Below are 12,245 nucleotides of genomic sequence, written 5' to 3' on the forward strand. Positions count from 1 at the left end.
GACTGACATGAAACCAGGTAATATTACTACAAATAATACTGATACATCAAAAGCTGATGAAAAATATATGAGTGCAGCTCTTGCACAGGCCGTCAAAGCATACAAAATAAAAGAAGTTCCAATAGGCTGCGTGATTGTCCATGACAACAAAATCATTGCACGGGGCTATAACCGCAGAAACACAGATAAGACCACTCTGGGCCATGCTGAAATAACTGCCATAAGACGTGCCAGCAAAGTTTTAGGCGACTGGCGTCTTGAGGAATGTACTATGTATGTAACTCTCGAACCATGCCAGATGTGTGCCGGTGCAATCGTACAGGCAAGAATTCCCCGCGTAGTCATTGGTTCCATGAATCCAAAGGCAGGATGTGCAGGCTCAATACTTAATATCCTTGAAATGCCTCAATTCAACCACATGTGCAGCGTTACACGCGGTGTTCTTGAAAATGAATGCAGCAGACTTTTAACTGATTTTTTTAAGGAATTACGCAATTCAAAAAAACGTGCGGAAACGGAGACTTTATGAAATTTGAATATCAACAGGACAGTCTTGTGTTAAAGGTATTAGACACAAGTCATACCGGAGAAGTTTTAGATTTTTACAAAAGAAATAAAGACTCATTTGAAAAATATGAGACAGACAAACCATCTAATTTTTATACGTATACATTCATCTATAATCTGTTAAAGGCTGAATATAATGCCTGTATACATGGAAAACATATCCGTTTTTTTCTGTATGATAACAGTGTTTCGGATAAAATTATCGGAAGCGTTTCATTTACTGACATAAAAAGCTCAATGAAAAGCTGCGTAATCGGATATAAAATCGACGAAAAATACCGTCGTATGGGCTACGGCAGACGTATGCTTACCATGGCACTTAAAATTATGGTTACAGAATATGGCATGCACAGGATTGAAGCATACATTCTTCCCGGTAATGACGCATCTGTAAATCTTGCCAGAACTATGGGGTTTATAAGCGAAGGCAGTGCATACGCATATGCAAAAATCAACAAAGAATGGCGTGACCACCTCCGCTTTACTTATATATCGTAATTATCTCATCAAAACTCCTGATACCAGTATCCAAAATATGGATTTGAAAAATCACTTCTGTGACTCTTTTTGAAATTATCAAAACCAAACATTGATGCCATGAATCTGTCCCTGTTTGAATACATCCCCGGCACACCTATAAAGTACCGCGTGTGATTTTCATTTTCACGCACCCTGCCAAGCAGCAGATGCTTGTAATTGTAAAAGCCGTGTATCAGAAAGCTGTTGTTGACAATCACTTCATCTTCAACCGGGAGTTTCCTTAGTGTCTCCGGCGTTACTTCTATGCAGTCATAATAATAATCATCATCAAATACATTGACGCTGTCTTCCTGTTCAAACAATTTCTCAACCCCTTCAATATCAAGAATTTCCTGTATCTCAAAATTTTCTGTTTCTGTTGCCCGAAGAGGTTGCTGCGGCTGTGAATCTGTATTTTTTTGTTGTTCCTCCGTGTTAATCACAGAGTCACCGACCTGTTCTATTTCTGCCTGCGGTGACTGCTCTGTTGTTTGCGGTGTGGCAGCCTCATCCCCTGCCTGTTTCATCTGTAAATTTTTATTATATCCTTTTGGCAGAAACTCGATATTATTCTCATTAATCTCGTCATCCTGCCACATGCTTGACATCATATAATATGTATCATTTTCTTTAGTTATTGCAATTCCACATATATCTGAAAATTCAAATCCCGAATTTTCGATATTCTCGGCATTAAACACGCCCATATACGAGCCGATTCCATTGTTGACAAGAATTCTTCCGACAATCAGAAGCCTGTATTTTGATTTATTTTCCTCTTTTTGCATTACAAGACTGACATTCATATATTCCGGTGTATCCGTATATACTCCTCTGAGATTTATTGCAAGTTCAAACTTCTGTCCCTGTACCTGTGCTTTTGCAAAGCCTGTATTTTTATCCCTCACTCCCCCTGCATAAGCATAAATATATGATATAAATCTTTTATACTCAATCATAAAATCCTTCCTTTCAACAAAACTGATACCTATTGCAAAGGTATGTCAAAGTCAGGATTATTATTACTAATTTATAACATCAGTAATATTTGAGTCTGTTTGATTTATAAAAACATTTTTATTCTATTGCAAATATATATCTATTATGTTATACTTTGTGTAGAATATATTCTAATACAAGGCAAAGTAAATTTTTCTTATTTTCTATTTAACATTCTTTATTCCGGTTTTTAAGTATCCGCCAAAAGCGGCTTTTTGTAATTTATAACCGGATATTCGCACACATGTGCTCCAGAAAATCTATCAATTCACTTGCCGTCAATCCCAATAATCAGGTATAATTAAAGAAAGGAAATACTGAATGTCCAGTACACCATACGATGATGTATTCCGTACACTTCTTACTGATTGTACGGAACTTATGATTCCGATTGTCAATGAAATTTTTCATACCAATTATACCGGAAATGAAAAAATACGTCTGCTCCAGAACGAGCATTTTATACAGATGCCCGACGGCAGTAAACAGGAGCGAATCACAGATTCCAGCTTTGAAATTATGAGTGGAAACACATGCAATATAAAATGTAAAAAACGGTACCACATTGAATGTCAAAGTTTTGAGGATGGCAGCATGGTTGTGCGTATGTTTGAATATGATACACAGATTGCACTTGAAAACAGGGAACTTACGCCCGATACTCTTACTGTAAGTTTCCCCGATTCTGCAATCATATCGCTACGTCATACATTACACACTCCTGATAAGATGAATATCAATATCTTAACTCCCGGAGGAAATGTGTCTTATAATATTCCCGTTTTAAAAGTAAGACAGTATTCCGCCAGTGAACTGTTTGAAAAACATCTGTTTTTTCTCATACCTTTTCATATTTTTGTATATGAAAAAGACTTTAATGAAATTGAACAAAATGATGAAAAGTTAAAGAAATTAAAAGCCGAATACGCATACATTACAAAGCATCTTAACGAGGCGAGCCACGCCGGTATTCTGTCAGAATACACAAAAGCAGCAATTCTTGAGATGTCCCGCAAGGTTGTAAAACACCTCGCCGCAAAATATAAAAAAATAGAAAAAGGAGTGAATCTCAATATGGGTGGTAAAGTTTTAAATTACAGAGCCAAGGATATTTTAAACCGTGGACATGCCGAGGGCTTCATTGAGGGCGAAGAACAGACCAAAATTCAGATTGCAACAAAACTGCTCACCTGTGGAAATGATATTAAGTCAGTCGCTGATATTACGGAACTGCCTGAAGAAACCGTATCAAAACTGGCTGAAAAGATTTAACAAAGCAAGCCGGGGATTAAACTGTATACATATAGGACAAATTTAATTCCCGGCACGCTTATATCATTACATCGCTACATCAACTTTATCTACAGCTGCCATTCCTTTCTGTCACTTTACATATTAAAATTTTCTTAGATATTCTGTCATCATATCTATAACTTCGCTGCTTTCATCAAGAAATGGTTCAAAGACACTGAATGCATGTGTAAGATTTTTATTTTTTGGATAATCGATAAGTTCATGCTCCTTTTGTGCCGCAGCAAGTGCTTTTTCAAAATTAATTGTATATTTCCGCAGATAATCATTATGGCTTGTCACCAGCCATGCCGGTGCAAGTGAATTAACAAGTTCTTTATTTTCAGGATTTACATATTTGGAAAATGGTGTCTTTTTGTAATTTTTGCCATATAAAAATTTAGGAAGAAAAAGCCCAATCTTATCAAACTTTGTTGTGTAAAACATACCGCTGATAAGTCCGAGTGCACTAACATGCAAATCCGATGGTTTTACCCCTGCTGCCTTAGCAATTTTGTAGCTGTTCTGAATTGCATTAGCATATGTAATAAGGCATGCACCTCCACTGTCTCCGACCATGTATACATGTGACAAGTCACCACCGTCTGGCTTCACACGTTTCTTTATAAAATCCATAGCCGCAAATACATCCCTTAACTGATCAAATATCATGCAGTCAGGAACAAGCCTGTATTCTATACTGTATACAAGAAATCCTTTCTTGCAAAGCAAGGCACAAAAATATCTGTTAAACTCTTTATTGCCAAGAAGCAATCCACCGCCATGTACGTTAATTATAACTGGAAGCATAGTATCTTTAGCATTTTGTGGGCGGAAAATATCCATCCTGTGTGCTTTTTTATTATCATCTGCATATGCTATATTTTCGCTAAAATCAACTCCGTCAGGAAATGTTAATTTTTCATCTCTTGTAACACATGATTTTTCAAAATCACTTCTTTGTTTATAAAATTGTTTTGTCATTACACTGTTCATTTTGTGCCTCTCGCATTTAATATATTAGATAATTTTGCAAATTGCTCAAGTGTAAGTGCCTCACCTCTCACTGTCGGCGAAAGATTACATTCCTCCAATGCCTCAATTAATTTTTCTTTTGTTATTCCTAACTCTGCACAACCACACACGCTGTTTGTCATGGTTTTTCTTCTCTGGTTAAAAGAAGCTCTTATTATACCAAACATTAATTTTTCATTATCAGCTTTTACCGGTGGTTCTTTGTATCTTTCAAGTTTTATCACTGCAGAATCAACATTTGGACGCGGCATAAAACAACTTGCCGGAACTGTAAGAACAACCTGCGGTTTCGCATAATACTGCACTGCAAGCGACAGTGCACCGTAATCTTTTGTACCGGGACCCACCTGCATTCTGTCGGCAACCTCTTTCTGAACCATAATAGTTATGCTATCTAACGGAACTTTACTCTCAAATAGCCCCATTACAATAGGAGTTGTAATATAATATGGGAGATTAGCAACAACTTTTATCGGTTCTGAGTTGTTATGCTCTGCCGCAAGCTTAACAATATCAAGCTTTAACACATCTTCATTAATGACAGTAACATTGTTATAATAACTTAATGTATCATTTTCAAGAATCGGAATTAATTTCTTGTCAATCTCGACCGCAACAACTTCTCTTGCTTCCTCACACAGAATCTGTGTCATAGTTCCGATTCCCGGACCGATTTCAAGAACAAAATCGTCCTTCGTCACACCTGCTTCACGCACAATCTTTCTCACTACATTTTCATCAATAAGAAAATTCTGCCCGTATTTTTTTTGAAATGAAAATCCATATTTATCCAGGATTTCTATTGTGTTTGTTGGATTTCCAAGATGCTTTACATTTTCAAATGCCATACAATCTCCATTCTGTTTTAAAAAAATAACTTTTTCGCATTTTCATTGGTTATATCTATAACTTCCTGTGCCGTAATTCCTTTAATCTGTGCTATCTTTTCGGCAACATATCTTATATTTCTGCTGTCATTTCTCGTTCCGCGGTGTGGCTCAGGTGCCATATAAGGGCAGTCCGTTTCAAGAACGATTCTTGTCACCGGCACTTCTTCTACCGTCTCAACAAGCTTTCGTGCATTTTTAAAAGTCACGACACCGCCTACACCTATAAAAAATCCCATATCAAGAAATTCCTTTGCTGCTTCTTTTGTATAAGAATAACAATGTATCACTCCGCCGGCTTTGTCTGCTCTCTTATTTTTCATGCACTGTATCGTATCCGCACACGCTTCTCTTGAGTGGACAATTATAGGCTTATTAACATCAACTGCCGCTTCAATCTGCGTCTCAAACCACATTTTCTGGACTTCCTTCGGATTATCAAGATAATGATAATCAAGTCCGATTTCTCCAATTGCAACAACTTTTTCATTGTTTAAAGCCTGTTTTTTCAACCATTGTATATCGTGCATGGTAAGATTCCCTACGTCCTCAGGGTGAACTCCTACCGCCGCATACACTTTATCATATTTGTCTGCAAGTTCAAGTGATTTTTTACACCCGTCTAAACTTGCCCCGACATTTATTAAATACTCCAGTTCACCGTTATCCGACAACATCTGACTGATAAGCTCGTCCCTGTCATCGTCAAACGCACTGTCATCATAATGGGAATGTGTTTCAAATATTTTCACTGTTGCTCTCCGTTAAATACTTTTTTATATCATAATACCGCAAAAACATAAATTCGGCAAAATATTCTCTGCCTTAATATATTATAGATTAATTGGATATGTTAGTCAAAACGTAATTCATTTTCACGATTATTTTTTTGTTCTTTTAATTGAATTCCAACCATGACTTCAATATAATAAGTAATTATTAAAACATTTTGAACGGAGAAAGCTTATATGTTTAGAAAAATGAGAAGATTTAAACAGGAATTAAACGAAACCGAATGTAAGAAAATTCTTAAAAACGAAGTCCGCGGAGTCCTCTCCGTAATCGGCGATGACGGCTATCCTTACGGACTTCCTATTGATTATTGGTATGACGAAATCGAAAACCGCATTTATTTTCACGGTGCCAAAGAAGGACATAAACTTGATGCGATTAAAAAATGTAACAAAGTATCTTTTTGCACATACGACAAAGGATACAGAAAAGACGGCGAATGGCCTCTCTATATAAACAGTGTAATTGTTTTCGGAAAAATCAGCATTGTAAATGACAATGAAAAAATAATTGAAATTTGTAAAAATCTCTGCTATAAATTCACCGATGACGAAAATTATGTCGCCGATGAGCTTGAAAAAGCAGGAAACCGCGTATGCTGCCTCGAACTTATTCCCGAACACATCAGCGGCAAACTTGTCAAAGAAAGTTAATTAATATTACATATCTGCATTGCTGCTCCGTTTTCCATAACATGAAATCCATGCTTTTCATAAAAAGGAACGTTATTTTTGTCTTCAGGCATAAGTTCAAGATACATAAAATTCTTATATTTTTCTTTGATGTATTCCACCATTCTGCCTGCAATACCCTGTCCTTGATATTCCGGATGTACAAGTACATAATGAATCTGTGCGAGCATTTCCGAATCATCAAGGACGCGTATGAGACCGACAAGTCTCGCATCGTCCCACACAGTGAGCACAGTTTGGGAATTCATAAGTGCCTTATACAGTTTTTGCGGATATTCACCCGATTTCCAGCCAAATATCGTAAGTCCGTATTCAAGCGGACACCTAATATCAGCATCAAGTTTCTTTTTGTATTTCGCCATAATTATATCACCTTCTCAAATTGTTCCACAGGTCATAAAGCTACATGAAATCATTCCCACATTTATCCGCAGCATAAAAATATCCGTCGGAATTTTTGTTTTTAAGCAAGAACTCCGACGGAATGTTTTATCTTATATTTCTTTTTTATTATCAGCACCCGGAGTTGTGACAATCACCTTTTCCGGCGTAATAATAACAGCACCTTTTGCGGTAGCCGCACCATTAAACATCTTTTCTACCATCGCTTTAAAAGTATCGACAATCTCATCTTCAGCAACATACTCTGCTGTTCATTTTATCTAATTTCACTGCCCTCAATAATATCCTTATCAACAGTCAGAACAGAAAGATTATTCTCATCATCTGCTGCCGCAAGAATCATTCCCTGTGACTCAACGCCGCAGAGCTTGCAAGGCTTTAAGTTCGTAACTACAGCAACCTTTTTTCCAACCATTTCTTCCGGCTTATAGTATGCTGCAATTCCAGAAACAATCTGTCTTACCTCATCGCCGATGCGAATCTGTGAAACAAGAAGTTTCTTTGCTTTCTTTACAGGTTCACACTTAATTACTTCACCAACCTGAATCTGAATCTTGTCAAAATCATCAATTGTAATCTCAGGCTTTTTCTCAACCTTTGGATAATCCTTAATTCCAACTGCCTTTTTTTGTGCTTCCTGAATCTTTTCAACTTCTTTCATAACTTCTTCAAGATCAAGACGGGCAAATAATATTTCAGGTTTTTCAGTTACTTTTATATCATTTTCTCTTAAACCAAACTTGTCGAGGTCATCAAAATCTCTTTCTCCAGCCTTTGGATTTGCAGGATAAAGCTGTGCAAGAATACGCTCAGAAGTCTCAGGCATATAAGGTGTCAGAAGATTTGCTCCGACTGTAATGCTTTCAACAAGGTTATATAAAACTTCGCTGAGACGGTCTTTCTTTGTCTCATCTTTTGCAAGTGCCCAAGGCATTGTCTCATCAATATATTTATTGCATCTCTTAAAAAGAGTAAATATCTCCGTAATTGCGTCAGCAACATGAAGTGTCTTCATCTTATCTTCAACTCTTGCCTTTGTACCTGTCACAACAGCTTTAAGTTCTGCATCAAAATCAAGGCTTGCACCATTCTCATCTGTACCCGCACCTGTCGTGTCGGCACCTGTCTTTGCAACATTGCCGCCAAAATACTTATTTGACATGGCAATTGTTCTGTTTACAAGATTACCAAGCGTATTGGCAAGGTCTGAATTCATACGCTCAACCATAAGCTCCCATGAAATAACACCATCATTTTCAAAAGGCATTTCGTGAAGGACAAAATATCTTACAGCGTCAACGCCAAACATATCTACAAGGTCATCTGCATAAATAACATTGCCTTTTGACTTACTCATCTTACCATCGCCCTGCAAAAGCCATGGGTGTCCAAATACCTGCTTTGGAAGCGGTTCACCGAGTGCCATAAGGAATATCGGCCAGTAAATCGTATGGAATCTGATAATATCCTTTCCGATAAGATGAAGGTCTGCCGGCCAGAACTTCTTATACTGTTCGCTTGAGTTACCGTCTGCATCATAACCTATACCTGTAATATAGTTAGTAAGAGCATCAAGCCACACATAGACTACATGCTTATCATCAAAATCAACCGGGATACCCCATTTGAAAGATGTTCTTGATACACATAAATCCTGAAGTCCAGGAAGAAGGAAATTGTTCATCATCTCATTCTTTCTTGAAACAGGCTGAATAAATTCAGGATGTGTATTAATATGCTCGATAAGTCTGTCCGCATACTTGCTCATCCTGAAGAAATATGCCTCCTCCTTAGCCGGCTTAACTTCACGTCCACAGTCAGGACATTTACCATCTACAAGCTGTGACTCTGTCCAGAATGACTCACATGGTGTACAATACATTCCTTCATATGAACCCTTATAAATATCACCCTGGTCATAAAGCTTCTTAAAAATCTTCTGAACCTGTTTTTCATGATAATCATCTGTAGTACGAATGAACTTATCATATGATGTATTCATCAAATCCCATATTCTCTTAATCTCACCTGATACATTATCAACAAATTCTTTTGGTGTAATGCCGGCTTCTTCAGCTTTAAGCTCAATCTTCTGTCCATGTTCGTCAGTTCCTGTCTGGAAAAACACATCATAGCCCTGCTGTCTTTTATATCTTGCAATGCTGTCCGCGAGAACTATCTCGTAAGTATTACCGATATGCGGTTTGCCTGAAGTATAGGCAATCGCTGTTGTCATATAAAATGGTCCTTTATTCTGTGGCATTGTCATAGCCTCCTAACTCTTTACTGTTTCAATCTAAAGATGAAATAAGCTTCATACACTTAAAACATCCGCCATTTAATTAAATATTGTAGCAAAACTGATTTAATATATCAAGAGCCGCATTTTGCGTGCAGTGATAAAATATAGTATAATAAGTTAAGTTTACAACAACAGATTTCAGGAGGGTTTATATTTGAAAATTACAAAAAAACGCTTTTTATTAATATTTACATCATTAATCCTGTCATTTTCACTTCTTGCCGGTTGTCATTCTGCAGACACTGTCCGTAATAACCAGCAAAACACTGTAGATTCTGCCTCATCAGAAAATGAAAATTTCAGGGAATTTACCGATGCAATTTTTCGTGATAATGTCTCAGGAGATATTCTTTCCCTTCATACGATATTACAACATCCTGAAAACTACGGTATTACCAATTATGAAAAAACTCTCGGCAGATATAATCTCGATAATCCAACGGACAGCTCAGATATATCTGACTGTCTGACGCAGCTTAATTCGTTTGACAAAAACAGTCTTTCAAAAGACCAGCAGATTACATATGAATTATTAAAAAAATATCTTCAAACAAAACTCGAATACTGCGATTTATTTCTGCTTGATACAGACTTATCGACAACAATAGGAATACAGGTTCAGCTTCCTATCATATTTGCGGAATATACATTCAATGAAGTAAAAGATATTGACGAATATCTTTGTGCTGTCGAAGATACGGACGAATTTTTTGAAAATCTTATCGAATATGAAAAAATGCGAAGCGAAAAGGGCTATTTTATGGAAACCTCCCTCGCAGAAGAAATCATTGAGCAGTGCAATACATTTATAGACAGTGCCGATGATGGTTATCTTATAACAACATTTGAAGAAAAGCTGAACAATTTACCGGAACTTGATGAAACGCAGAAATCTTCTTACCAAGAAAGAAACAAAGCTGCCGTAAATGAACATGTGATTAAAGGTTACCGTATTCTTGCAGACGGCATTGAACAGCTTAAAAATACAGGAAAATACAGCGGCGGTCTCTGCAACTATCCAAACGGACAGAAATACTACGAATACCTTGTAAATAACCAGATGGGCTGGTCAAAAACCATTGATGAATACGACGCTCTTCTTGATTCGTATATAAGCCGAAATATTGCCTCTATACAGGGGTTATACAGAAAAAATCTTGGACTTTCCGACCAGTTCAACACATTTCATTTTCAATATACACAGCCAATGGAAATCCTTTCAGATTTAAAAGAGAAAATAAAAACATCATTTCCTGAGGGAGCCGATGTCAATTATGAAGTAAAATATATCACAAAAGCATTACAGGATTATGCAAGCCCTGCAATGTATTTTACTCCTCAGATTGACAACAATGCTGTCAACTCAATATATATCAACCCCAAAAGCACCGGCTCTTCAGATATTTATACAACACTTGCACATGAAGGATTTCCGGGACACCTGTATCAGATTACATATTTTGCAAACAAAAATTCTGATTTAATCAGACACATTATCCAGCCCGGCGGATATATTGAAGGCTGGGCCACTTACTGTGAAGCTCTTTCTTACCAATATGCCGACACAGATAATGCTCCGTTAAATACTCTTATGCAGCTTAATTATTCAACTATTATGCTAATCTATGGAAAAGTAGATATTGGTGTCAACTACTATGGCTGGTCAGAAGATGATGTATACAATTTTATAAGTTCATATGGATTTAATGACAAATCCGTTGCTACACAGATGTACTCGCAGATGCTCTCGGAACCTGCAAATTATTGCAAATATGTTCTTGGCTATGTGGGATTTATGGAATTAAAAGCTGCCGCCATGCAAAAACAAGGCAACAGCTTTAATCTTAAAGAATTTCATAAGTACATCCTCGATATGGGACCTGTACAATTTGACATATTGTTTGAAAATCTGCCTGAATAAAATATCTGCAGATTGGTTTTCCACATAAAAATATTTATTATGTTATCTTTTCCACAATCAGCAGAATCTTATTCCACAAGTTGGACCACAACATAAATTAAGGCATAAAAGCGTCATGCAATATCCGCCCGGATTCATAGTAGTTCTGCCATATGACTGTCCTCTTCCTGCATACCATTGTCCACCGCTTTGAAGCTGTCTGTAAAGATTCTGATATGCTACATTATCAGGGTCTATCTCCACGGCATGCTTTGCATGCTCAAGTGCTGTTGCAGTGTTACCGGCTCCCGAATTTGCCTGTGCACTGTAATAGTACCATCTTCCGTCACGGTTATCTATTCCATTAAGGACATTAATTGCCTCCTGAAAAGCTCCGCTGTTAATATAATTTACAGCCGCTTTGAAATGCATTCCTGTCTCATCATCTCCCATATTATCTGTGCGGTTCTGACCTCCGCTATAAGAATATCCACCAAATCCAAACGGTCCAAATCCCCAGAATCCACCAAAATCTCCATATGGATTACCATTCTGCTGATTATCTCCGTCATAGCCATAACCGCCACCTGATGAGCGTCCTGTCTGACCGTATCCGGAATAACCTCCATATCCGGAATATGAACTTCCGGATGAACTGTATCCCATCTCTTTTTCTTTCATTATCTGATTATAAGCCTGCTGGACTATCTTAAACATCTCTTCTGCTTTATCCTTATTCGGATTGTTAATATTAGCATCCGGATGATATTTACGGCTTAATGCCCTGTATGCTTTTTTTATCTCTTCGTCAGATGCATCCCTTGATACACCTAATACCTGATATGGATCACTCACTTATT

General features: G+C 37.2%; 12 protein-coding genes. 5 read left to right on the forward strand and 7 right to left on the reverse strand.

Going from position 1 to position 12,245, the window contains the following annotated elements:
- Positions 1–7 precede the first annotated feature (7 nt).
- Together tadA and H8S01_RS12370 are read left to right on the forward strand one after the other, a co-directional pair.
- Positions 8–529, forward strand: coding sequence for a tRNA adenosine(34) deaminase TadA (gene tadA / locus H8S01_RS12365; RefSeq protein ID WP_186837374.1), 522 nt, complete (start codon positions 8–10; stop codon positions 527–529).
- The gene (locus H8S01_RS12370) at positions 526–1,065 is read left to right on the forward strand and encodes a GNAT family N-acetyltransferase (protein WP_186837375.1); all 540 of its coding nucleotides are present in this window, start codon (positions 526–528) and stop codon (positions 1,063–1,065) included. The genes tadA and H8S01_RS12370 overlap by 4 nt, the downstream gene beginning before the upstream one ends.
- Before the next feature lie 8 nt (positions 1,066–1,073).
- Here the strand turns inward: H8S01_RS12370 and H8S01_RS12375 are convergent, their stop codons facing one another.
- Positions 1,074–2,045, reverse strand: a complete 972-nt coding sequence (locus H8S01_RS12375) for a DUF6128 domain-containing protein (RefSeq protein WP_186837376.1) — start codon at positions 2,043–2,045, stop codon at positions 1,074–1,076.
- A 361-nt stretch (positions 2,046–2,406) separates the two neighbouring features.
- Between H8S01_RS12375 and H8S01_RS12380 the strand changes: the two genes are divergently transcribed.
- On the forward strand, positions 2,407–3,357 hold the full coding sequence (locus tag H8S01_RS12380; protein ID WP_186837377.1) for a hypothetical protein: 951 nt from the start codon (positions 2,407–2,409) through the stop codon (positions 3,355–3,357).
- 123 nt (positions 3,358–3,480) lie between these two features.
- On the opposite strand, the gene H8S01_RS12385 is transcribed toward H8S01_RS12380, so the two are convergent.
- From H8S01_RS12385 to H8S01_RS12395, 3 genes are read right to left on the reverse strand one after another with little or no spacing between them, the layout of a single operon-like run.
- The gene (locus H8S01_RS12385) at positions 3,481–4,371 is read right to left on the reverse strand and encodes an alpha/beta hydrolase (protein WP_186837378.1); all 891 of its coding nucleotides are present in this window, start codon (positions 4,369–4,371) and stop codon (positions 3,481–3,483) included.
- The gene (gene rsmA / locus H8S01_RS12390; RefSeq protein WP_021865581.1) at positions 4,368–5,258 is read right to left on the reverse strand and encodes a 16S rRNA (adenine(1518)-N(6)/adenine(1519)-N(6))-dimethyltransferase RsmA; all 891 of its coding nucleotides are present in this window, start codon (positions 5,256–5,258) and stop codon (positions 4,368–4,370) included. The genes H8S01_RS12385 and rsmA overlap by 4 nt, the downstream gene beginning before the upstream one ends.
- A gap of 17 nt (positions 5,259–5,275) precedes the next feature.
- Positions 5,276–6,049 (reverse strand): TatD family hydrolase, encoded by a 774-nt coding sequence (locus H8S01_RS12395; protein ID WP_021865582.1) that lies wholly within the window; start codon positions 6,047–6,049, stop codon positions 5,276–5,278.
- 216 nt (positions 6,050–6,265) lie between these two features.
- On the opposite strand from H8S01_RS12395, the gene H8S01_RS12400 reads away from it, so the two are divergent.
- Complete coding sequence (locus H8S01_RS12400) at positions 6,266–6,742, forward strand: pyridoxamine 5'-phosphate oxidase family protein (protein ID WP_021865583.1); 477 nt, start codon at positions 6,266–6,268, stop codon at positions 6,740–6,742.
- On the opposite strand, the gene H8S01_RS12405 is transcribed toward H8S01_RS12400, so the two are convergent.
- Complete coding sequence (locus H8S01_RS12405; RefSeq protein ID WP_186837379.1) at positions 6,739–7,143, reverse strand: GNAT family N-acetyltransferase; 405 nt, start codon at positions 7,141–7,143, stop codon at positions 6,739–6,741. The two genes, H8S01_RS12400 and H8S01_RS12405, sit on opposite strands and share 4 nt — an antisense overlap.
- Before the next feature lie 296 nt (positions 7,144–7,439).
- The gene (gene metG / locus H8S01_RS12410) at positions 7,440–9,446 is read right to left on the reverse strand and encodes a methionine--tRNA ligase (protein WP_186837380.1); all 2,007 of its coding nucleotides are present in this window, start codon (positions 9,444–9,446) and stop codon (positions 7,440–7,442) included.
- Between the two features lie 193 nt (positions 9,447–9,639).
- Between metG and H8S01_RS12415 the strand changes: the two genes are divergently transcribed.
- The gene (locus tag H8S01_RS12415; protein ID WP_186837381.1) at positions 9,640–11,406 is read left to right on the forward strand and encodes a DUF885 domain-containing protein; all 1,767 of its coding nucleotides are present in this window, start codon (positions 9,640–9,642) and stop codon (positions 11,404–11,406) included.
- Between the two features lie 57 nt (positions 11,407–11,463).
- Here H8S01_RS12415 and H8S01_RS12420 read toward each other — a convergent pair whose 3' ends face one another.
- Entirely contained in the window at positions 11,464–12,240 is a 777-nt protein-coding gene (locus tag H8S01_RS12420) for a J domain-containing protein (RefSeq protein ID WP_186837382.1), read from the reverse strand.
- Between the last annotated feature and the right edge of the window lie 5 nt (positions 12,241–12,245).

Source organism: Lachnospira hominis (ex Liu et al. 2021), from assembly GCF_014287955.1.
Lineage (GTDB): Bacteria > Bacillota > Clostridia > Lachnospirales > Lachnospiraceae > Lachnospira > Lachnospira hominis.

Bases quoted from the DNA above. Each gene is read 5' to 3' on its own strand.
- rsmA (WP_021865581.1), bottom strand. From the start codon at position 5,258: ATGGCATTTGAAAATGTAAAGCATCTTGGAAATCCAACAAACACAATA.
- H8S01_RS12380 (WP_186837377.1), top strand. From the start codon at position 2,407: ATGTCCAGTACACCATACGATGATGTATTCCGTACACTTCTTACTGAT.
- metG (WP_186837380.1), bottom strand. From the start codon at position 9,446: ATGCCACAGAATAAAGGACCATTTTATATGACAACAGCGATTGCCTAT.
- H8S01_RS12405 (WP_186837379.1), bottom strand. From the start codon at position 7,143: ATGGCGAAATACAAAAAGAAACTTGATGCTGATATTAGGTGTCCGCTT.
- H8S01_RS12385 (WP_186837378.1), bottom strand. From the start codon at position 4,371: ATGAACAGTGTAATGACAAAACAATTTTATAAACAAAGAAGTGATTTT.
- H8S01_RS12375 (WP_186837376.1), bottom strand. From the start codon at position 2,045: ATGATTGAGTATAAAAGATTTATATCATATATTTATGCTTATGCAGGG.
- H8S01_RS12400 (WP_021865583.1), top strand. From the start codon at position 6,266: ATGTTTAGAAAAATGAGAAGATTTAAACAGGAATTAAACGAAACCGAA.
- H8S01_RS12370 (WP_186837375.1), top strand. From the start codon at position 526: ATGAAATTTGAATATCAACAGGACAGTCTTGTGTTAAAGGTATTAGAC.
- tadA (WP_186837374.1), top strand. From the start codon at position 8: ATGAAACCAGGTAATATTACTACAAATAATACTGATACATCAAAAGCT.